The organism is Pseudomonas sp. 1L-C-7-B-C1, from assembly GCF_057291635.1.
In genome coordinates this window covers 484,068-504,253 of record NZ_JBXAWH010000002.1, presented here as the reverse complement: position 1 = coordinate 504,253, position 20,186 = coordinate 484,068, and the positions used below count along the sequence as shown (strand labels likewise).

General features: G+C 61.1%; 19 protein-coding genes. 10 read left to right on the top strand and 9 right to left on the bottom strand.

The annotated features are described in order from the left end of the window. Both AC0Z8Z_RS05540 and AC0Z8Z_RS05535 read right to left on the bottom strand, forming a co-directional pair. A partial coding sequence (locus tag AC0Z8Z_RS05540) for a hypothetical protein (RefSeq protein WP_485618252.1) occupies positions 1 to 260 on the bottom strand: 260 nt, incomplete at its 3' end. Between the two features lie 465 nt (positions 261 to 725). Then, positions 726 to 1,169, bottom strand: a complete 444-nt coding sequence (locus AC0Z8Z_RS05535) for a hemerythrin domain-containing protein (RefSeq protein WP_485618251.1) — start codon at positions 1,167 to 1,169, stop codon at positions 726 to 728. A 207-nt stretch (positions 1,170 to 1,376) separates the two neighbouring features. On the opposite strand from AC0Z8Z_RS05535, the gene AC0Z8Z_RS05530 reads away from it, so the two are divergent. From AC0Z8Z_RS05530 to AC0Z8Z_RS05515, 4 genes are all read left to right on the top strand, one after another. Further along, positions 1,377 to 2,318, top strand: coding sequence for an aliphatic sulfonate ABC transporter substrate-binding protein (locus tag AC0Z8Z_RS05530; protein WP_485618250.1), 942 nt, complete (start codon positions 1,377 to 1,379; stop codon positions 2,316 to 2,318). 15 nt (positions 2,319 to 2,333) lie between these two features. Next, positions 2,334 to 3,659, top strand: coding sequence for an LLM class flavin-dependent oxidoreductase (locus tag AC0Z8Z_RS05525; protein ID WP_485618248.1), 1,326 nt, complete (start codon positions 2,334 to 2,336; stop codon positions 3,657 to 3,659). 125 nt (positions 3,660 to 3,784) lie between these two features. Beyond that, a complete protein-coding gene (locus AC0Z8Z_RS05520) occupies positions 3,785 to 4,507 on the top strand; it encodes an alpha/beta hydrolase (protein ID WP_485618246.1) in 723 nt (240 codons plus the stop codon). Between the two features lie 122 nt (positions 4,508 to 4,629). Then, a complete protein-coding gene (locus AC0Z8Z_RS05515) occupies positions 4,630 to 4,800 on the top strand; it encodes a hypothetical protein (RefSeq protein WP_172611525.1) in 171 nt (56 codons plus the stop codon). Between the two features lie 102 nt (positions 4,801 to 4,902). Here the strand turns inward: AC0Z8Z_RS05515 and AC0Z8Z_RS05510 are convergent, their stop codons facing one another. Then, the gene (locus AC0Z8Z_RS05510) at positions 4,903 to 6,087 is read right to left on the bottom strand and encodes an MFS transporter (protein WP_485618244.1); all 1,185 of its coding nucleotides are present in this window, start codon (positions 6,085 to 6,087) and stop codon (positions 4,903 to 4,905) included. A 293-nt stretch (positions 6,088 to 6,380) separates the two neighbouring features. Between AC0Z8Z_RS05510 and ku the strand changes: the two genes are divergently transcribed. Both ku and ligD read left to right on the top strand, forming a co-directional pair. Further along, a complete protein-coding gene (gene ku / locus AC0Z8Z_RS05505; RefSeq protein ID WP_172611526.1) occupies positions 6,381 to 7,298 on the top strand; it encodes a non-homologous end joining protein Ku in 918 nt (305 codons plus the stop codon). A gap of 60 nt (positions 7,299 to 7,358) precedes the next feature. Beyond that, complete coding sequence (ligD, locus tag AC0Z8Z_RS05500) at positions 7,359 to 10,034, top strand: DNA ligase D (protein ID WP_485618243.1); 2,676 nt, start codon at positions 7,359 to 7,361, stop codon at positions 10,032 to 10,034. Positions 10,035 to 10,042: 8 nt separating this feature from the next. Here ligD and AC0Z8Z_RS05495 read toward each other — a convergent pair whose 3' ends face one another. Continuing rightward, positions 10,043 to 10,966: an AraC family transcriptional regulator gene (locus AC0Z8Z_RS05495; protein WP_485618242.1), complete on the bottom strand. Its 924-nt coding sequence runs from the start codon at positions 10,964 to 10,966 to the stop codon at positions 10,043 to 10,045. A 112-nt stretch (positions 10,967 to 11,078) separates the two neighbouring features. On the opposite strand from AC0Z8Z_RS05495, the gene AC0Z8Z_RS05490 reads away from it, so the two are divergent. Continuing rightward, positions 11,079 to 11,420 (top strand): carboxymuconolactone decarboxylase family protein, encoded by a 342-nt coding sequence (locus tag AC0Z8Z_RS05490; protein ID WP_122624893.1) that lies wholly within the window; start codon positions 11,079 to 11,081, stop codon positions 11,418 to 11,420. An 80-nt stretch (positions 11,421 to 11,500) separates the two neighbouring features. Here AC0Z8Z_RS05490 and AC0Z8Z_RS05485 read toward each other — a convergent pair whose 3' ends face one another. Then, positions 11,501 to 11,836, bottom strand: coding sequence for a hypothetical protein (locus tag AC0Z8Z_RS05485; protein WP_172611529.1), 336 nt, complete (start codon positions 11,834 to 11,836; stop codon positions 11,501 to 11,503). Between the two features lie 732 nt (positions 11,837 to 12,568). Here AC0Z8Z_RS05485 and AC0Z8Z_RS05480 point away from each other — a divergent pair. Continuing rightward, positions 12,569 to 13,546 carry an aldo/keto reductase gene (locus tag AC0Z8Z_RS05480; protein WP_485618241.1) on the top strand — a complete coding sequence of 326 codons (978 nt, stop codon included), beginning with the start codon at positions 12,569 to 12,571 and terminating at the stop codon, positions 13,544 to 13,546. 90 nt (positions 13,547 to 13,636) lie between these two features. Here the strand turns inward: AC0Z8Z_RS05480 and AC0Z8Z_RS05475 are convergent, their stop codons facing one another. The 4 genes from AC0Z8Z_RS05475 to AC0Z8Z_RS05460 all read right to left on the bottom strand — a co-directional run bounded on the left by AC0Z8Z_RS05475 (position 13,637) and on the right by AC0Z8Z_RS05460 (position 17,768). Continuing rightward, on the bottom strand, positions 13,637 to 14,950 hold the full coding sequence (locus tag AC0Z8Z_RS05475; protein ID WP_205484140.1) for an MFS transporter: 1,314 nt from the start codon (positions 14,948 to 14,950) through the stop codon (positions 13,637 to 13,639). Positions 14,951 to 15,121: 171 nt separating this feature from the next. Then, positions 15,122 to 15,769, bottom strand: a complete 648-nt coding sequence (locus AC0Z8Z_RS05470) for an N-carbamoylsarcosine amidohydrolase (protein ID WP_485618240.1) — start codon at positions 15,767 to 15,769, stop codon at positions 15,122 to 15,124. Between the two features lie 35 nt (positions 15,770 to 15,804). Then, positions 15,805 to 16,623, bottom strand: a complete 819-nt coding sequence (locus AC0Z8Z_RS05465; RefSeq protein ID WP_485618239.1) for an alpha/beta fold hydrolase — start codon at positions 16,621 to 16,623, stop codon at positions 15,805 to 15,807. Next, entirely contained in the window at positions 16,620 to 17,768 is a 1,149-nt protein-coding gene (locus AC0Z8Z_RS05460; RefSeq protein ID WP_485618237.1) for an FAD-dependent monooxygenase, read from the bottom strand. The genes AC0Z8Z_RS05465 and AC0Z8Z_RS05460 overlap by 4 nt, the downstream gene beginning before the upstream one ends. Positions 17,769 to 18,127: 359 nt before the next feature. On the opposite strand from AC0Z8Z_RS05460, the gene AC0Z8Z_RS05455 reads away from it, so the two are divergent. Continuing rightward, positions 18,128 to 19,177 (top strand): 2,5-dihydroxypyridine 5,6-dioxygenase, encoded by a 1,050-nt coding sequence (locus AC0Z8Z_RS05455; RefSeq protein WP_485618236.1) that lies wholly within the window; start codon positions 18,128 to 18,130, stop codon positions 19,175 to 19,177. Between the two features lie 423 nt (positions 19,178 to 19,600). After that, positions 19,601 to 20,059: a MarR family winged helix-turn-helix transcriptional regulator gene (locus AC0Z8Z_RS05450; RefSeq protein ID WP_172611535.1), complete on the top strand. Its 459-nt coding sequence runs from the start codon at positions 19,601 to 19,603 to the stop codon at positions 20,057 to 20,059. The last annotated feature ends 127 nt before the right edge of the window (positions 20,060 to 20,186 follow it).

Here is a 20,186-nt window from a genome sequence, read left to right as displayed (position 1 = left end):
GGCAAGACGCCAATCAAATTGATGCCCAAACTGACCCAATCCAGCGGATCGCGCTTCTCACTCGTCGCCAGCCGAACGATGTCATTCAGCGCATCAACCAGCGCCATGATGTTGCCCACCACGGGCAAAAAACCGGCAGCGCTCTTGATCCGCTCAAGCGTGACAACCCCGCCGCTGATGTCCCGAAGCCAGGCATCGACATGGGCTGCGCCGGCCCCGACGTCCTCAAGCTGAATCAGATCAAGTGGAACGATCGCCACCTGCGGCTCGTTTTTTGCGTCACTGCCGGACGTAACTGCGGGGTTTGCCAACGGTGCTCTCCGTGCTCAAGAAACCATCCGAGAAGGCGTGAATGCCAATCCGGGGGGCACGGAGATATCAAGGGCTGTGCCAACTATGAATTAGCCAAGCAAAATCAATAGCTTAATAAGAAAAACAGGAGGATTTAGCGAATGCCAACCCAGACGAAAAGGCAAAGGTGCGCAAGAAGTTGCGCACCCCTGCGCAACTTCTTGCGCACTCGTCTGCACACCCCGAACGACGTGGCCTGCAGAGCATTGCCCCTTCCATTTTCAACAAACAGCTGCGCAACTTCTTGCGCACTCCGCCAAACCCGCACGCGACCGCTCTTCACCAGCAACGCCGCACAGCGAACAAAAGTACGGCGAAAAAACGCAGCCAAAAAAAAGCCCCGAACAGTCGGGGCGTTGAGCATTCAGAGCGGCTTAAGCTTTAGCCAACTGCTCCTCATACTCCTTGTGATACTCACGGGCCAGCGACTGCTTCTGCTGGTCGTCCAGCAACTTGCCCGCTGACTGGAAGAACTTCTGCTCTTCTTCCTTCAGGTGGTGATGAACCTTCTCTGACAGCTTCTTGGCCGTGGCCAGCCATGAGGGGCTGGACATCTCGGTCTCGTCGAGCTCTTCCATCATTTCGTCCATTTCATGGTGCTCGGAAATGGCATGGCGGCTGAGGTCGACGCCATTGTCGAACTGCATCAGCGGGATGTAGAAGAAGCGCTCTTCGGCGGTTTCATGGGCCTGGAGTTCAGCTTTCAGCTGTTTGTAGGCCTCGACACGCTCCTCACTGTCGCCATGGGTTTGGATCAAGGCGTCGGCATAGCCGCGTTGCCGTTCATGACTTTCTCTCAGCGCTTCAAAAATGTTCACGGGTGCTCCTGGGTTCGGCAACGGACTGATGTGCTTATCCCTAGACCGCAGCGGGTATTCAGCCGTTCCGTTGCACTTCGGGCATATGGATAGATCTATAAGTTTCTTTCATAACCTGCGCCGTTTTTTATAATGAAAGTGAAGCTGTTCCGATGTGCTCATTCGTTTTCGTGCTGAGCGCCCCTTAGTGCCCGTCCAAGGATCCTCATGTCCCTGCGAAAGATCATCGTCGCCGCTGCGTTAATGCTGGCGACCGTCACCGCTCACGCCGAGCAGGTCATCAATATCGGTTATCAGCGTTCGTCCACGCTGTGGATTCTGCTCAAGAACGACGGCCAGTTGGAGGAGCGACTCAAGCCGCTGGGTTTCACCGTCAACTGGCATGAATTCAGCAGCGGGTTGCTCAGCGCCATGAACGCCGGCAGTGTCGACCTGCACGCCGACGTCGCCGATGCGTTTGCCTTGTTCACGCAGGCGGCGAATGCACCGCTGACCTATTACGCCCGTGAGAATCCTTCCCCGACGGCGCAGGCCATCATCGTCCCGGACAACTCACCGATTCACAGCGTTGCCGACCTCAAGGGCAGAACCGTTGCGGTGTCGAAGGGCTCGGGCAGTCATTTTCTGCTGATTTCGGCCCTGAAGCGCGCCGGGCTGACCCTCAAGGACATCAAGCCGATTTACCTGGAGGCGCCCGACGGTGTCGCCGCGTTTGCCAGCGGCAACGTTGACGCTTGGGCAATCTGGGACCCGTTCCTGGCGACCCAGCAGCGTGAGCATCATGTTCGCGTGCTGACCGACGGCTCCGGCGGCATTGCCAATTACAACCGTTTTTATGTGGCCAACACGAGTTTCGCCAAGGCCCATCCCGAGGTGCTGCAAGTGGTGTTCGACACCTTGCACGACGCCGGGCAGTGGGTGAAAGGTCATCCTCATGAAGCCGCGGCGAATCTGGCGCCGCTGTGGGGCAACATCCCGCCTGAGACCGTCGAGCTGGCCAACAGCCGACGCAGCTACGACATCGTCCCGGTCAAGGTGGATGAACTGGCCGAGCAGCAGCGCATCGCCGACTTCTATTTCGAGGCCGGGATGATCCCCAAAGCGTTGAAGGTGTCCGACATCGCTGTCTGGACCCCGCACGCCCACTAAGTCAGGAGCGCGATCATGAGTCGTCACATTCACCTGTCGGCGTTCCTGCTGACCGGGCCGGTCATTCACAGTCATGCGGTTTGGCGTCATCCCGAAACGGTCGGCCATTACCTTGATCCCGAGTATTACGCCCGCACGGCGCGGGTGGTGGAGGAGGGGCTGTTCGATTTCCTGTTCTTCGCCGACCGGCTGGCGGTGGGTGATCAGATGGGCGGCTCGCGCGACCTGGCCCTGCGTTACGGTGCGCAGGATGCGACGCGTCTGGACCCGCTGCCGATTCTGTCCTATCTGGTCGGGCAAACGAGCAAGCTCGGCCTGGGCGCTACCCGCTCGACGACGTATTACGAGCCGGCGCACATCGCCCGGGAGTTCGCCACGCTCGATCATCTGTCCAAAGGCCGCGCTGCCTGGAACATCGTCACGTCGATGAACGACAGCGAAGGGCGCCTGTTCGGCAAGGACAAACACCTTGAGCACGACCTGCGTTACGACCGCGCTGACGAGTTCGTCGAAGTGGCGCTGAAGTTGTGGCGCAGCTGGGCGCCGGATGCGTTGAAGCTGGACCGGGAAAGCGGCGTGCTGGCCGACCCGTCGAAGATCACTTCGGTGCAGCATCATGGCGAATGGTTCAAGGTCGAAGGTCCGCTGAACATTCCGCGTACGCCGCAAGGCCGGCCGGTGCTGATTCAGGCAGGCTCCTCGGGCCGTGGACGGCGGTTCGGCGCGCGCTGGGCCGAGGCGATTTTCACCATTCACCCGCACCTCAAAGCCATGCACGCGTTTCGCCAGGACGTGCGCGAACAGGTCGTCGCGCAAGGCCGCCACGCCGACAGCTGTAAAGTGCTGACGGCGGTGATGCCGTTTATTGGTGGCAGCGAAGCCGAGGCGCGGGCCAAGCGCGACAAGCACAACGCATTGGCGCGCCCGGAACTGGGGCTGGTCACCCTGGCATCGCAACTGAACGTCGATCTCTCTCCGTTTCCGCTGTCGGCGACCCTGGCAGAGATCGCACGCTCGCCGTCGATACCGCCTGCTGCAGCGGAGAAGCTGCTGATGCAGGGGCCGGACACGACGCTGGAGGAACTGGGCCGGATTTTCGCCAGCAGCGTGCGGGTGCCGCAACTGGTCGGCACGGGGGCGCAGATTGCCGATCAACTGGCGGAGATGTTCACGTTGGGTGGTTGCGACGGGTTCGTGATTTCTCCGGCGTATCTGCCGGGCTCATTCAGCGAATTTGTCGAAAGCGTCATTCCGCACCTGCAACGCAAAGGGCTGTTTCGCACAGCCTATGAAGGCTCGACCCTGCGTGAGCATCTGGGGTTGGAAGCGTTGGAGTCCTGAACACGCGCCTGAGAATTCATCTTCCGTACAGGCCCCCGACAGCTTTGCGCGATCACTGACGGGCTGACATTCGCGACATGCTGCGTATGATGAGCCCGACGTTTTTCGCAAAAAGGCTCACGCTCATGATGAAGTTTTTCGCCGCGCTGCTGTGTGTGTTTACCGGCATGGCCCACGCAGAACCCGCGCTGCTCACCGATCTTGCCCTGCCGTACCTGGCGGCGGCGCCCGCTGAATCCAAAGACAAGCCCCTGATCATTTTCCTGCACGGCTACGGCAGCGACGAGCGCGACCTGCTCGACATCAAAAACGATCTCTCCCCGAATTACACCTACCTCTCCGTGCGGGCGCCGCAGGAAGTCGACGGCGGCGGCTACAAGTGGTTCACCCAGGACACCGATCAGGCCGAATACGAAGGCGTGACCAGCGATGTCGACAAAAGCACCGACCTGCTGCGGACTTTCATCCAGCAGGCCACCGAGAAATACCAGACCCAGCCCGACAAAGTGATCCTGGTTGGCTTCAGCCAGGGCGCGATGATGAGCTATCAGATCGGCCTGCAATACCCAGAACTGGTGCACGGCATCGCGCCCTTGAGCGGCAAGATTCTCGCGTCCCTCCATTCACGCCTGAAACCCGATGAGCGTCTGAAATCGCTGAAGGTGTTCATCGGCCACGGCTCGGCCGACACCCGCGTGGCTTACTCGGGTGCAACCGACGCCAAAGCGGTGCTGGAGAATTTGCTGATCGTTCCCGAGTTTCATGCCTACGCCGGGGCAGGGCATACGATTACAACGGATGAAGTGGCGGACTTGAAGCACTGGCTGGAAGCGCAACTGCAGAAATAACCCCGTGGAAGAGGCCAGGGCCGCTACAGGCCCTGACTGCCACGAATCAGCTCATACGCCCGGCGCGCCCCGGGCATAGTTGGTAAAGTCAGCAATCGTAAGACCAATGCAGGGAGGTGCTCATGAATATCAAAAAACGCAAGGCCAAGATTCGGGAAATGACGGAATTCAGTGCCGAAGCGCACAAGCGTGCTGCGGAGTATGCCCAAGCTCAGCTGCACTTTCTGCGCGTAGCGATCGAAATTGGAAGAGACCTTGAACCAGCCGGCCCCATGGCTGGGTTCAGGGGCTGAACCTTCAAAAGAAAACCGCCGATATCGGCGGTTTTTTCTTGGGCGGCGATCAGCGCCTCCCGCCTATGGCCTGAGCATCCGTTGAGTGCCGTGCTCCGTTATTCATGGCCGTGAGTTCTTCAAAAACCCTAATAACGCCAACACCGGAAATACACTCCCCACGATCACAATCCACACCCAACCACCGTGGTCATACAGCGCGCTGGCCACCACCGAACCCATCGCGCCGCCGATAAAGATGCTGGTCATGTACAGCGCGTTGAGCCGGCTGCGGCTTTTGGCGTCGAGGGCGTAGACCGCCCGCTGGCCGAGGACCATGTTCATCTGCACGCAGAAATCGAGGATGACGCCGGTCACTGCCATGCCGATCACGGCGTAGGCAGGGTCAATCAGGCTGGGCAGAAAACTCAGTGCGGCGAACAGCATCGCGCATAGGCTGGCGACGCAGGTGTGGCCGGCGTCGGCCAGGCGGCCGGCGATGGGCGCGGCGATGGCACCGATGGCCCCCACCAGAGCGAAGAGGGCGATCTGGCTTTGCGACAGGCCATGATTGCGCGCCAGCTCCAGCGGCACGGCGGTCCAGAACAGGCTGAAGGTGGCGAACATGCACGCCTGATAAAACGCGCGCTCGCGCAGGACCGGCTGTTTGCGCAGCAGGGTCCACAACGATTTGAGCAACTGACCATAAGTGGCGGTGTGGGCCGGCTGATGTTTCGGAATGGTGGTCGCCAGCACCACGCTGATCAGCAGCATCATCACGGCGGCGGTGCCGAACACCGCGCGCCAGCCGAAGTGGTCGGCGATCAGACTGGCGGCGGGTCTCGCCAGCAGGATGCCCAGCAGCAGGCCGCCCATGATGCTGCCGACCACGCGCCCGCGTGTTTCTTCCGGTGCGAGGTTGGCGGCCAGTGGCACCAGAATCTGCACCGCTACCGAGCTGAAACCCACCAGCAACGAGGCGACCAGGAACAGATTGGGCGTTTGCGCGAATGCGGCGCTGAGCAGGCTGAGAATGGCAACGCCGGTGGTCACGATCATCAGGCGACGGTTTTCCACCAAGTCGCCCAGCGGCACGAGGAAGAACAGGCCGAGTGCATAGCCGATCTGGGTCAGTGACACGATGAAGCTGGCGAGTGTGCCGGACAGGCCAATGTCCGGCGCAATCAAGCCAATGATGGGTTGCGCGTAATACAGGTTGGCAACGATTGCGCCGCAGCAGAACGCGAACAGCATCGCCAGGCCCTTGGTCATTGTGGCGCCGTGGCTTGCGGAAGAAATGGACGTCATGGGAATACCCGGGAGAGGTCGCAGGCCTGACAGAGACGGCTCTGGTACGGCGTGCAGAATGGAGTGGCGGGAGCTTAACGCTTTTTCGTTGCGTTAAGAAGGGGCTTCGGCGAATAGGTGTGCGATCTGTCCAGGCGGGCGTTTACGTGACAAGTCTTGCGCACCAAAAGGCGGGCAGCCCCCGCCCTCTATGTTGATGCAAGCGACGCTCCGGTCGGTGGCCCGAAACTTTTCCGCGTGCGCTCCGGTCACTTCCTACACATACCCCTCACACCCCATCGGAAATAAAAACTATGCCTCGGGCAATCTGGAAAGGCGCGATCAGTTTTGGGCTGGTGCATATTCCTGTGGCGCTGGTGTCGGCGACGTCGCGGCAAGGTGTCGATTTCGACTGGCTGGACAAACGCAGCATGGACCCGGTCGGCTACAAGCGCATCAACAAGGTCTCCGGCAAGGAGATCAATAAAGAAAACATCGTCAAGGGCGTGCAGTACGAGAAGGGGCGCTACGTCGTTATCAGCGAGGACGAGATTCGCTCGGCGCACCCGAAATCGACCCAGACCATCGACATTTTCGGTTTCGTCGACAGCGACCAGATTCCGCTCCAGCACATCGACACGCCGTACTTCCTTGCCCCCGACAAGCGCGGCGAGAAGGTGTATGCCCTGTTGCGGCAAGCGCTGGTCGACACCGGCAAGGTGGCGCTGGCCCATGTGGTGATTCGCACCAGTCAGCACCTGGCGGCGGTGATGCCGCTTGACTCTGCGATCGTACTCGTACTGTTGCGCTGGCCCTCGGAAGTGCGCGGGCTCGACAGCCTCGAGCTGCCCAAGGAGGCCACTGACGTCAAGCTCAGCAAAAGTGAGCTGGACATGGCCAAGCGGCTGATCAAGGACATGAGCACCGAGTGGACGCCGGACGCCGAAGAGTACCGCGACACCTTCCAGGACCAGATCATGTCGCTGGTGGAAACCAAGGCCCGCGAAGGCAAGATCGAGAATGTGGAGACGGACGCTGGCGACACCGAGCGCAAATCGGCGGATGTCATCGACCTGACCGAGCTGCTCAAGCGCAGTTTGGGCGGTCGCAGCGGCGCGGCCAAGGCGCCTGCAAAAGCCAAACCGGCCAGCAAAAGCAAAGCCGAGTCCAAGGACGATGCGCCGGCGAAGCGCCGTGCGCCACCCCGGAAGAAGACCACCAAGGCCTCTTGAACGCGTGTCCTGTTGAAGCGTTAAAAGATGCACCGTTCCACTGCGCAGAGGTTCATCGTCATGACAAAACCTGTGAGTGAATACACCCGCAAGCGCAACTTCGATGTCACATCCGAGCCGGCCGAGAGCGAGGGCAAGACGCGAAGCAAGAAAGGCAAGGCGCTGAGTTTCGTCATTCACAAGCACGATGCGCGCAATCTGCATTACGACTTTCGCCTTGAGCTGGATGGCACGCTCAAAAGCTGGGCAGTGCCTAAAGGACCGAGCCTGGACCCGAAGAACAAGCGCCTGGCGGTGCACGTCGAAGACCACCCGCTGGGCTACGGCACGTTTGAGGGCAGCATTCCCGAGGGCGAATACGGCGCTGGCGACGTGATCGTCTGGGACCGCGGCATCTGGCAACCCCACGGCGACCCTCAGGAAACCTACAAGGCCGGCAAGCTCAAATTCACCCTGATCGGTGAAAAGCTCACCGGCGACTGGGCGCTGGTGCGGACCCGCTTGCCGGGCAACAGCGACAAGGAGCAGTGGCTGTTGATCAAGGAAAGGGACGACGCCGTGCGCTCGGGCGAGGAGTACGACATCGTGGCCGACAAGCCGGCCAGCGTGGTCAGTGGCGCGACGGTGGGCGAGGGGCGCGCGCCGACCAAGACCGCCAAACGTCGATCGGCAGCGTCTGAGCCCGTTGCCGAGACCTCTACCGCGAAGAAGCCCGCAAAAAAGCCAGCGGGGAAAGAAGCCAAAGCGCCTTCGCCCAAAAAGAGCGGCGTGCCGGCCAAGCTCTCGCCTCAGTTGGCGACGCTCATGGACACCCCGCCCGAGGGCAAGTGGTTTTACGAAATCAAGTACGACGGCTACCGGATTCTGACTCGCATCATTGATGGCGAGGTGAAGTTTTTCACCCGTAACGGCAATGACTGGACCGAGCGACTGCCGTTGCAGGCCAAGGCCGTCGGCGAGTTGAAACTGGACAACAGCTGGCTGGACGGCGAAGTCGTGGTGCTCAACGACGCCGGGTTGCCGGACTTTCAAGCGCTTCAGAATGCGTTCGACATCGACCGCAGCATGGACATCATCTACTACCTGTTTGACGTGCCGTTCCTGAACGGCGAAGACCTGCGCGAGACGCCCGTGGAAGACCGTCGTGCGGCGCTGAAGAAAGTGCTGGGACGACAGAAAAAGGGTCTGCTCCGGTTCTCCGAAGCCTTCTCCGCCGGCCATCGCGACATCATCGAAAGCGCGAGCCTGATGTCCCTCGAAGGCGTCATCGGCAAGCGGGCCGGCAGCATGTACCAGTCCAAACGGAATGCCGACTGGATCAAGCTCAAGTGCAAGCTGCGCCAGGAGTTCGTCGTCGTCGGCTTCACCAAACCCCAAGGCGCCCGTAATGGTTTTGGCGCGCTGTTGCTGGCGGTGAACGAGGAGGGCGCGGGCCTGGTGTATGCCGGTCGGGTCGGCACGGGGTTCAATCAGCAGATGCTCGGCGACGTGCTTGAGCAGATGAAGCCGCTGGAACAGGACGCCTCGCCGCTGGCGAAAAAAGTGACCAGCGCCCAGGCCCGGGGTGTGCACTGGATAGAGCCGACCTTGGTGGCGGAGGTCGAGTTCGGCGAATGGACCCGCGACGGCATCATTCGTCATTCGGCGTTTGTTTCGTTGCGCAGCGATAAGCCCGCCAGCGAAGTGGTTCACGAATACCCCAACACGCCGAAAGACATCAAGGCACCGTTCAAGCCTAGCGCCGCCAAGGGCAAAGCGCCGAGCAAAAAATCCGCAACCAGCGCCGATTCTTCAGCCGTGAAACCCAAGCCTGCCAGCAAGCGTGCGGGCAAGGACCGTATCGACGTGGCCGGCGTGATGGTCAGCCATCCCGAACGGGTAATCGATGCCGAAAGCGGTCTGCACAAGATCGAGCTGGCGCAGTATTACGAATCGGTGGCGGACTGGATACTGCCGCACCTCGACCATCGGCCCGTGGCGCTGTTGCGTTGCCCCGAAGGCGTGGCAGGTGAGCAGTTTTTCCAGAAGCATTCCGAGCGCATGGCGATTCCCAATATCAAGCAGCTGGACCCCAAGCTCGACCCCGGTCATGCACGGTTGATGGAGATCGACAGCGTCAAGGCGCTGGTGGGTGCCGCCCAGATGGGCACCATCGAACTGCACACCTGGGGCGCAACGTACGATCATATCGAGCTGCCGGACCACTTCGTCCTCGATCTTGACCCGGACGACCAGTTGCCCTGGCGCAGCATGATCGAAGCCACGCAACTGACGCTGTCGACCCTCGACGAGCTGGGCCTGGATGCGTATGTCAAGACCAGTGGCGGCAAAGGCATGCACATTGTGGTGCCGCTTGCACGCCGGGCCGATTGGGAGTCGGTCAAAGCCTTCGCGAAGGCGCTGGCGCAATTCATGTCACGGGAGTTGCCGGACCGATTCACCGCGACGTCCGGGCCGAAGAACCGGGTCGGCAAGATATTCATCGATTACCTACGCAACAGCCGGGGCGCCAGTACGGTCGTGGCCTACTCGGCGAGGGCGCGGCCGGGGTTGCCGGTGTCGGTGCCGATCACCCGTGACGAGCTGACCGAGGTGAAGTCATCGGCGCAGTGGAACATCGGCAATCTGCAGCAGCGGTTGCGCAAGCTGAAGGCTGACCCGTGGGCCGGTTACAAGAACACCCAGCGGCTGACCAAACCGATGTGGAAACGCCTGGGCGCCACGCGGCCGGCTTGAAGCATGGGTCACCCGTCGACAGCGCTGATCAGGCTGCGGCGCAGTTGACCGGGCGCCATGCCGTAGGTGTCCTTGAAGACTTTGCTGAACGCCGCTTGGGATTGGTAGCCGACCTGGGCGGCAATGTCGCTCAGGCCTTCTTTCGACGCACTTAATAACCCATAAGCCCGTTGCATGCGAACCTGGGTCAGCAACGTCCACGGCGAGCTGCCGCTGAGTTTCGTGAACGCGCGCATGAAGGTCGCGCGGGACATGTTCGCCCGTTCAGCCAAGGCGTCGACGTTCCAGTCGTGGGACGGATTTTCCAGCATGGCCTGCCACGCCCGACCCAGCCGTTTGTCTGTCAGCAGCGCCAGGCTCCCGGTGTGCTGCGGGAACTGGCCAAGGTGCTCGCGCAGGACGAGGGTGAACAGCGCCGAGGTCAGCGCATTGACCATGAACTGGCCCCCCGCCAGGTTGGCGTCCGCTTCACTGCGCAGCAGTGCGACCAGCGCCGGTAACGGGTCGCCGTGGCCCAGCGCCTGGGTCGAGACCTTCACATGATCGGGGAGGGACGAGAACAACATCGCGTGGGGCTGATGGATGAAGCGGCCGCACAGTAAATCCAGCTCCACCCCGTCGCCGAAGCGTTGCATCGGCAGTAAGCCTGCGTCAGTCCGGCGCTGGGGCCGGGAAGGCGTCACGCGCTGGCCGGGGCTCAACAACAGGTGCTGGCTGCCTCGCGGCAGAACCAGAATGTCCCCGGCCGTCAGGGTCAATCGATGTCGATCGGCCATCTCAACGTGACAGTGCCCGGCCAGCACAATGTGGTAGGGGGACGTGCCGGCGGGCTCCTGTTCATGGTCAAGGGCCCAGTCACCCTGAAACTGACAGCGAAGGTCGAGGCTGCCGCGGATGTCAGCGAGGGCGATGAGCGTATCAATGGCATTCATAGGCGACTTTCGGACAAAAGAATGAGCCAAACGAGCAAGTCGCCGCGCCGTGGCTGGCGGAGACTGAAGGTGTTCCGGCGCAGTCTAGTCGCCGCCCTCAGGAGATACCAACATGTTCAGCAATTGGCCCGATCTGGTTTCCACCATCAAGCAGTCGTTTGGCGCGCTGTCCAAATCCAACCCGAAAATGGTCAAGGCCTACATGGCCCTTGGCGAAGCCGCCGCAGAGAACAACGTTCTCGACGCCAAGACCCGCGAATTGATTTCCCTCGCCGTTGCCGTCACTACTCGCTGCGACGGCTGTCTCGGCACCCATGCCCAGGCCGCGATCGCCGCTGGCGCGACCCGCGAAGAAGTCGCCGCCGCACTGGCTACCGCGATCTCGTTGAATGCCGGCGCCGCGTACATCTACTCCATGCACGCGCTGGAAGCGTATGACGCGCTGAAGTCATAAATCGCGGTAACTCGCGGCGATACGCAAAGGCTGGCAGGTTTATTCGCCGGCCTTACGCGTCGCTTCCGCACTTGGTTAGATCACTTGACCCCGTCAGTCCGCTCGCCCACCTCTGCCGGGTAGAACTCCCCTTCAAGCCCTGCGGTCAGCAGGCGTTCACGCACTTGTGTTTCGACTTCAAGCACCTGCTCAGAGTCGTCGATGTCGTCAACCACCAGCCACACCGGCATGACGTTCTGACCATGGGTGCCTTCGCTGAGCATGTCGTGGGAGAAGACTTGGTTGGCGCGCCACAGGCACAGTTCGTCATCGGTGTGGCCGGGTTCGCGAACGGCGGTCGGCGAGGTCAGCCAGATTTCGGTGTAGGGGCGCAGATCGGCATTGGCGAGTTCATTCAGGGTAATGACGGTTTTCATTTCGTGTCCTCCAGTGTTCAAGATGGAGTTCTGACGCATCGTACTGGGCAGCGTTCCCGATATATCAATTGCGTCGGCCTAACGGCCTCGGTTTCGCCTTCGGCGAGTTACTTGGAAAAGCACCCCAAGTAACCAAGGGTGCTTGCTCTCGGTTGGGCCCGACTTCGTCGGGTTCCCTCACTCCGACGACGCTCCGTGGGCCCGCGCCGAACGGACATCCATGTCCTGACGGCGCTCTCGCCGCATCCATGCGGCTCGGCCCACTGCGCGTCGTCTGCGTTCGGCCTGCACCAAAGTCGCGATTGGTGGTGACTGGACTTTTTGCGCATGAAGATCAAAAGCAAATTAAGATCAAAAGCTTCCCGGCTGAAGCCGGTCCTACAGTCAGAGCCAATTCCACTGGCTGCGCGCGCTGCTGTTTAGTGGGACCGGCTTTAGCCGGGAAGAGGCCGGCCGGGGCGCAGGCATTCTTGCGGTGTTTAGAGGGGACTGATTTATTTACAACGCTTCACCGTAAATTAATCTGTCCCCGGTTCAGAGGTTTTCGATCGTTCCCACGCTCCGCGTGGGAATGCATCCAGAGACGCTCTGCGTCATTCCGGGTCGTTAGGGGAGTGATTGAGTTCCAGCGCGGACCTGCGATCTGCGCAGATGGTCGTGCGGACTTGAACCGAGGCCGCCTGCGTGGGGTCGATCAATCACTGTGCGCTCACGTCAGCCCGCCCCGGAGACATGCCCGTGACCGACCCACGCCCGCTCACCCGCAGAAGACTGATCACCCTGGCAGCAGGTGCCTCGGTGGCGCTGGTTCTTGACGCCTTCGGGCGCCGTGCGCAGGCATCCGAAGCCCCGCCACCCGGCACATCCCCCGGTCAACCAGGAGAACGGAACATGCTCACGCGAGACATTCCATCCAGCGGCGAAGCCTTGCCGATGATCGGACTTGGCACCTATCGCGGGTTCGATGTCGAACCCGCGAGCGACGCGTACAAACTGCTGCCCGCCGTGGTCGACCAGTTGTTTCAGGCGGGCGGCACGGTGATCGACAGTTCACCGATGTACGGCCGCGCCGAGGAAACCACCGGCGAGTTGCTGTCGATCCATCAGCCGTCATCGCCAGCGTTCCTGGCGACCAAGGTCTGGACCCGAGGACGGGACGAAGGCATTGCCCAGATGGAAGCTTCGTTTCGGCTATTGCGAACCGCGCGCATCGACCTCATGCAGATCCATAACCTGCTGGACTGGAAGACCCATCTGCCGACGCTGCGTCAGTGGAAAGAGGAAGGGCGCATTCGTTACATCGGTCTCACGCACTACACCCCATCGGCCTACACCGAGGTGGAAGCTGCGCTGAAGGCTGAGGCGTTTGATTTTCTGCAGATCAATTACGCACTGGACGATCGCGCTGTCGAGGCACGGCTGCTGCCGCTGTGTCGTGAGCGCGGGGTGGCGGTGATCTGCAATCGGCCGTTCGGTGGCGGCGGTCTGCTCGGCCGCTTGCGCAACACGCCGCTGCCGGGCTGGGCGGGGGAGGTTCAGGCCAGGAGCTGGGCGCAACTGGCGCTGAAGTTTCTGATCTCACACCCGGCGGTGACGTGCGCGATCCCCGGCACGGGAAATCCCAAATACATGAAGGAAAATGCCGAAGCTGCGCGCGGTCCGCTGCTCACCGACGCCCAGCGGCAACAGCTGATTGCATTGGTGGGGTGAGCACCCGTCAGGGGACTGATTTATTTACAACGCTTCAGCGTCAATCACCCGGTCCCCGGTGCGGAGGCTTAGCCGACACCGGCCCGGTCATCATCTATTCACCAGCTTCGCCGGCAACGCCACCACCAGCAGGCTGCTCAAAATCAAACACCCGGCAAAGAACCACAATGCCCCGGCGCTGCTGCCGGTGACGTCGATGGCGATGCCCATCATCGAGTTGCTCACCAATCCCGCAATGTTCGCCAGCGAGCAGGCCAATGCAAAGCCTGTCGCCGCTGCCCGGCCCTTGAGGAACGTCGCCGGCAGGCTGAAGAACACCGGCACGGCACCGATGATGGCGGCTGAAGCGACGGCGAACAGCGCGACGGTCACGACCAGGTTATGGGTGAAGAACGGGCTGGCGGCCATGGCGACGGCGCCGATCCAGAACGGCACGATGATGTGCCAGCGACGTTCGCGACGGCGGTCGGAACTGGCGCCGATCATCAGCATGCCGATCAACGCGGCCACGCTGGGCAATGCGGTCAGCACGCCGATGTGGAAGGTGTCGGTGACCCCGGCGTTCTTGATGAACGTCGGCATCCAGAATCCCATGGCGTAGGCGCTGAGCAAGATCGAGAAATCAATGCCGCCGAGCATCCACACTTTCAGATTGAAGAAGCCGTCGCGAAAGCTGTGCTTGCTGTCTTTGCCCTCAACGTCGTCCAGGCGCAGTTCGCCTTCCAGCAACGTTTGTTCTGTGCTGTTCAGCCATTTGGCTTCTTTCGGATTATTCGGCAGCGCCCAGAACGTCATCACCCCCAGCAGCACGCTGGGAATGCCCTCGATCAGGAACAGCCACTGCCAGCCGCGCAGCCCGGCGGTCTGGTCGAAATGGCCCATGATCCAGCCCGACAGCGGGCCGCCGATGACGCTGGAAAGCGGCAGGCCGATCATGAACAACGCGATGATGCGGCCACGGCGATAGGTCGGGAACCAGGTGGTCAGGTAGAACAGCACGCCGGGCAGAAAGCCCGCTTCAGCGGCGCCAAGGAGAAAGCGCAGCACATAAAACTGTGTCGGCGTGCTGACGAACAGCGTGCAGGACGACAGCAAACCCCAGGTGATCATGATCCGCGCGATCCAGATTTTCGCGCCGACCTTCTCCAGCACCAGGTTGCTCGGCACTTCGAAGAGGATATAGCCGACGAAGAACAGCCCGGCGCCCAGCCCGAACGCGGTCTCGCTGAAGTGCAACTGGTCGAGCATCTGCAGCTTGGCGAAGCCGATGTTGATGCGGTCCAGGTAAGCGGCCAGGTAGCAGAAGCACAGGAAGGGAATGAGCTTCCAGGTGATCTTGCTGTAAAGCGCCTTGATCGGGTCCGCGGCTAAGTTCGCGGAGGTTTCTACATTCGCAGAGGGCATGGGTGTCTCCTGGCGGTTCTACGACCGGTGAGCGCGGCGGCGGCTGATTTTGCCTGTGTTTGCGGTGTTGTCATATGGGGGAAGAAGCGGCAAGCGGTAAGCCTCAAGCTGCAAGAGGGGACCGCGTGCTCTTCACTTGCGGCTTACCGCTTGTAGCTTGCAGCTCATCGCTTACCGCTTGGCGCTCACGGCCAGCAACTGCTCCATGGCTTCCTGCTTGCCGACCACATCCCCGTACTTACTATCGATGTCGAACAGGTTCGCTTCATGGGGATCGGGGTGACGGTCGCCCACGCATTCGCGCACCACGATGGTCCGGAAACCATGCTGCACGGCATCCACCGCCGTTGCCCGGATGCAGCCGCTGGTGGAGCAACCGGCCAGCACGACGGTGTCGATGCCTTGGGCGTGCAGCATTGATGCCAGTGACGTGCCGAAGAACGAACTCGCGTACTGCTTGCTGATGACGACCTCTTCAGGCAATGGCTGCACGGCCTCGCAGAACGCGGCCAGCGGATTGCCTTCGACCATGTCCTTCATCACCGGCGCTTTTTTCACCCACATGCCGCCGTCTGCGAAATGCGTGGGGTGGTAGCGGATATTGGTGTGCACCACCGCGATGCCGTGTTCCCGTGCGCAGGCCAGCAGCTCGACGCTTTCGGCCACCGCGCCGACCACGCCCGGCGCATACAACGGCGCACCGGGTTGGGTGTAGCCCTGCATGAAATCGATCATCAACAGGGCCGGTTTCGCACCAAAACCGATGCGATTGCCCCAGACGCCCTGATAGTTGGCGTCCGCGCTTTGTGGGTCGGTCATTGGGTTCTCCTGTTCATCGTGTTAAGCGAAGGCCGTTAATTGAGCGGCGTACCGAGAAAATCCCCGAACGCGGCAAAGAACCCCGGGAGGTTGTCCCACGGAATCATGTGGCCGGCGTTTTCCACTCGCGCGATCAGAATGTTCGGTTGCAGCTGTCGGATTTCGGCTTCGTCTTCCGCCTGAATCACGCCCCCACGCTCGGCGACGATTAACAGGGCAGGGACCGGAAGGTTCGGCAGGTCCTGATGGAAATCCACGTCATGGAAGTCGTTGAAGGCGCGCACGATGGCGGGTTCGTAGCAGGTGTGCAGCCACTCGGCGCGCAGCTGCAGTTGCTCCTCGGTCCAGGTCGGGCAGAACGCGCGCATGTCTTCCGCGCTCATGCCCTGTTGCGACTGGCGGATCGAATCGACGTACCACGGTAACTTCGCCGGGTATTCACGACGCCCCGGACCGGACACGGGCGGATCGATCAGCACCAGGCTTTTCAGCCCCTGCGGACAACGAACCGACGCCCGTACGGCAAACCGCGCACCCATCGAATGACCGGCCAGGTGATAGCTGTCGATGCCTAAGGCGGCGGCGAACGCACCGATGTCGTCGGCGCAGGTGTCGACGCTGTAATCCAGATCCGGCCCCGTGGAGGAAAGTCCGCGCCCCCTCGCGTCCAGCACGTAGGTATCGAAATGCTGACCCAAACGTTCAGCGACGAACCCCCAGGTAATCGCCGGGCTGGTGATGCCCGGAATTAGAATCAGCGCCGGTTTGCCGGAGTGAGTGTCGCCGCCGTAGCGCAGGTAATGCTGACGGATGCCGTTGGCCTGGACGTTGCCGCCATGGATGAATGTGCTCATGCCGCCACCCCCGATTTCAGCTCCTGGCCGTACAAGTCATAACCGTAGACCCAGGCCGGATCTTCCTGGGTGCGCAGCCAGGTGTTGGCGTTGGAAACCGCCTGCACGCGAGAGGCGCGCTCCTTGCGATTGGCTTCGTAGAGCTGGAACGCGGTGCGGTAGTCGCTGAGGCCGGTTTCCTGCAGGCAGCGGGTGAGCATCGCGGCGTCTTCGATGGCCATGCCGGCGCCCTGAGCCATATGCGGCTTCATCGGGTGGCAGGCGTCGCCCAGCAAAACGAGGCGGCCGCGACTCCACAATGGCAGCGGGTTGCGGTTAAGCAGCGGCCACTTGGTCACGGTTTCAGTGGACTCGATCAGGGCCTGCACGGTGGGGTGATACCCGGCGAAGGCTTCGTACATTTCGTCCCGGCTGCTGTCGACCCAGTTGCCTTCGAAATCCCATGCTGCATGGGGCACGCCGGTGACGTAGTAGTACTCATCGCGCTTGCCGGTGGTGTGGTAAACCATCATGTGGCGGTCCTCGCTCCACCACTTCACGCAGTTCTCGAACTCAAAGTCGTACTTGGTCAGCACCTCGCTGGGGATCAGCGCGCGGTGGGCGACCCAGCCGCTGTACAGCGGTTTCTCGTGGCCCAACAGCTCTTCGCGAATCCTGGAATTGATGCCATCGGCGCCGATCACGATGTCGGCATCGGCATGGGTCCCGTCGGCAAAATTCAGACGCACACCATTGTCGCGTTCCTCCAGCGTGGTCAGGCACTTGCTGAAGTGCACGCTGCCGGGCGCCAGCGTCGACATCTGCAGTGCGTGCAAATCGCCACGGTGCACGGTGATGTAGGCCGCGCCGTATTCCTTGAGCGAGAACTCGCCCAGGGCGATGCGCGACAGGTAGTCGCCGGTCGCACCGTCGCGGCTGAACCAGAAATCCGGGTGCGAACCCATGTCGCTGAGCTGTTGCTCGATCCCCATGCGCCGGAAGATTTTCATGATGTTCGGGCCCATGTGGATCCCGGCGCCGATGCGTGAAAACGCAGGGGCCTGTTCGTAGATGTCGACGTGGAAACCGGCTTTCTGCAACAGCGTCGCAGCCGCAGCGCCCCCCAGACCGGATCCGACGATGGCGATTTTTTGCGTGGTTGGCATGGCGCGCATTCCTTCGTGTTTCGTGAGTTCTGAATGACAGCAGCTCTGGATGACCGCGAAGCGAGATTGACTGTCACGTCGTAGCGTTTTTGAAGTGTATACGCTGATATTTTCAAAAGTGAACCGATATTTCCAGAAACGGCCGGCGGTGTCGTAAACAGGCATGTCACTCGCTGTAACCCATATATTCTGGTATCTGTGTGGTTAGGTAACAGAATGGCGTGCCTATTGCAGCGGCGCGCGGATTGATGTCTTATCGCTTTTAATAAGTGTGTACGCTTTAAAAAATGCACTGGTCTGATGCGCGACGCCTTGCAATGGTGCATCCGGCTCGTCATCCGCCCCAGAGGAGAAAAGAGATGCCGGTTAGCGATTGCGAATTGACCCAGATGTTCGAGCACGTCCTGAAACTGTCGAAAGTGGGCGCGACCCAGAGCGTGGCAGTGCTCAAGAGCCACTACTCCAATGCGCGTACGGTGCGCGCCGCGATGGACGCTGCTCAACGCTTGGGCGCCAAGGTTTATGCGGTGGAGCTGCCGTCGTTCAATCACCCCAAAGCCATGGGCAACGACATGACCGCCTACTGCGGCGACACCGCGCTGACCGGCAACATTGCCGCGCAACGTGCCCTTGAGGCGGCGGACCTGATCGTCGACACGATGATGCTGCTGCACTCGCCGGAGCAGGAGCAGATCCTCAAGACCGGCACGCGGATTCTGCTGGCGGTGGAACCCCCGGAGGTGCTGGCACGGATGCTGCCGACAGTGGCGGACAAAGAGCGAGTGCTGGCCGCCGAACAGGTGCTGAAGGCGGCGCGCTCGATTCAGGTGAAGTCCCGCGCGGGCAGCGATTTCCGTGCGCAACTGGGGCAATACCCTTCAGTGACCGAGTACGGTTTCGCCGACGAGCCGGGCCGCTGGGATCACTGGCCCAGCGGTTTTCTGTTCTCCTGGCCCAACGAAGAGACCGCCGAGGGCACGCTGGTCATTGATGTCGGCGACATCGTGCTGCCGTTCAAAACCTATTCCCGCGAGCAAATCACGCTGGAGATCGACAAGGGGTTTATCACTGGGATTCACGGTGGATTCGAAGCCGAGTACCTGCGCGAATACCTGAAGTACTTCAACGATCCGGAGGTCTACGGCATTTCCCACATCGGCTGGGGCCTGCAACCGCGCGCACAGTGGACGGCCATGGGCCTGCACGACAAGAACGACGGCATGTGCATGGACGCCCGGGCGTTCTATGGCAATTTCCTGTTTTCTACAGGGCCGAATACCGAAGTCGGCGGCACCCGCAAAACCCCGTGCCATCTGGATATCCCGCTGCGCCGTTGCGATATATATCTCGATGATCAGGCCGTGGTGTTGGCGGGAGAAGTGGTGGCGCCAGAGGCGTCGAAAGCCTGAGGTTGATGTCCGCGCTTAGGAGGTAGTTTTGAGCGACGGACACCACGGTGTTACTCAGAGAACGCGGTCCTTGTGGGAGTGAGCTTGCTCACGAAGACGGCATTCCTGCCGCCTGATTTCTGGAGGATGTATTGTCCTCTTCGCGAGCAAGCTCGCTCCCACAGGTTTTGCATACGCCCCGGGATCTTCCGCGCACAGCAATCTTGTGGGAGTGAGCTTGCTCACGAAGGCGGCATTCCTGCCGCCGAATTTCTGAAGGATGTACTGTCCTCTTCGCGAGCAAGCTCGCTCCCGCAGGGTATGAGGAAGGCCGGGCCATCCGTGTCCGGTCACGACACAACTCACTCATTCCGAAGATTCCCCTCAACCCCCGCAAACGTTACTGTAGCCACCACTTCCCCGATCCTGCCAAACGAGCCATCCGTGTCCACTGACCACCCTTCCGATAACAATCCGTCCTACACCTTCTCCGAGCAGGTCGGCCATCTGCTGCGCAAGGCCTACCAGCGGCATTTGGCGATCTTCCAGCAGAATGTCGGTGATTCGCAGCTCACGGCGGTGCAGTTCGTGACCCTGTGCGCGCTGCGCGATCACGGCCCCAGCTCGCAGACCGAGCTGGTCAAGGCCACGGCCGTGGATCAGGCGACCATTCGCGGCATCGTCGATCGCCTGAAAGCCCGGGACTTGATCAGTCTTGAGCCGGACCCGCAGGATCGCCGCAAAGTCATCTGCAGCCTGACCGACAGCGGCCTGCAACGGGTGCAGGAAACCGTGCCCCGCGCCGCGCAGATCAGTGAGCTGACCCTGAGCAAACTCAACCCCGCCGAACGCGTGGCCGTGTTGTTTCTGCTGCGCAAACTGATCGATGAGGGAGATGAATAACGCCGCCTGACCCTCTCGCCAGGCGTCATCTCCCTCCCGAAAACTCCATCGTCCTACAGCCTTTTCTCCGCTGGCATGCTTCCTGCTCTCGTTTCATGAAGTAATCACTTCATCAAATGCAAGCTAC

Coding starts and splice junctions, on each gene's coding strand:
- AC0Z8Z_RS05530 (WP_485618250.1), top strand. CDS start 1,377: ATGTCCCTGCGAAAGATCATCGTCGCCGCTGCGTTAATGCTGGCGACC.
- AC0Z8Z_RS05525 (WP_485618248.1), top strand. CDS start 2,334: ATGAGTCGTCACATTCACCTGTCGGCGTTCCTGCTGACCGGGCCGGTC.
- AC0Z8Z_RS05520 (WP_485618246.1), top strand. CDS start 3,785: ATGATGAAGTTTTTCGCCGCGCTGCTGTGTGTGTTTACCGGCATGGCC.
- AC0Z8Z_RS05515 (WP_172611525.1), top strand. CDS start 4,630: ATGAATATCAAAAAACGCAAGGCCAAGATTCGGGAAATGACGGAATTC.
- AC0Z8Z_RS05510 (WP_485618244.1), bottom strand. CDS start 6,087: ATGACGTCCATTTCTTCCGCAAGCCACGGCGCCACAATGACCAAGGGC.
- ku (WP_172611526.1), top strand. CDS start 6,381: ATGCCTCGGGCAATCTGGAAAGGCGCGATCAGTTTTGGGCTGGTGCAT.
- ligD (WP_485618243.1), top strand. CDS start 7,359: ATGACAAAACCTGTGAGTGAATACACCCGCAAGCGCAACTTCGATGTC.
- AC0Z8Z_RS05495 (WP_485618242.1), bottom strand. CDS start 10,966: ATGAATGCCATTGATACGCTCATCGCCCTCGCTGACATCCGCGGCAGC.
- AC0Z8Z_RS05490 (WP_122624893.1), top strand. CDS start 11,079: ATGTTCAGCAATTGGCCCGATCTGGTTTCCACCATCAAGCAGTCGTTT.
- AC0Z8Z_RS05485 (WP_172611529.1), bottom strand. CDS start 11,836: ATGAAAACCGTCATTACCCTGAATGAACTCGCCAATGCCGATCTGCGC.
- AC0Z8Z_RS05480 (WP_485618241.1), top strand. CDS start 12,569: ATGCCCGTGACCGACCCACGCCCGCTCACCCGCAGAAGACTGATCACC.
- AC0Z8Z_RS05475 (WP_205484140.1), bottom strand. CDS start 14,950: ATGCCCTCTGCGAATGTAGAAACCTCCGCGAACTTAGCCGCGGACCCG.
- AC0Z8Z_RS05470 (WP_485618240.1), bottom strand. CDS start 15,769: ATGACCGACCCACAAAGCGCGGACGCCAACTATCAGGGCGTCTGGGGC.
- AC0Z8Z_RS05465 (WP_485618239.1), bottom strand. CDS start 16,623: ATGAGCACATTCATCCATGGCGGCAACGTCCAGGCCAACGGCATCCGT.
- AC0Z8Z_RS05460 (WP_485618237.1), bottom strand. CDS start 17,768: ATGCCAACCACGCAAAAAATCGCCATCGTCGGATCCGGTCTGGGGGGC.
- AC0Z8Z_RS05455 (WP_485618236.1), top strand. CDS start 18,128: ATGCCGGTTAGCGATTGCGAATTGACCCAGATGTTCGAGCACGTCCTG.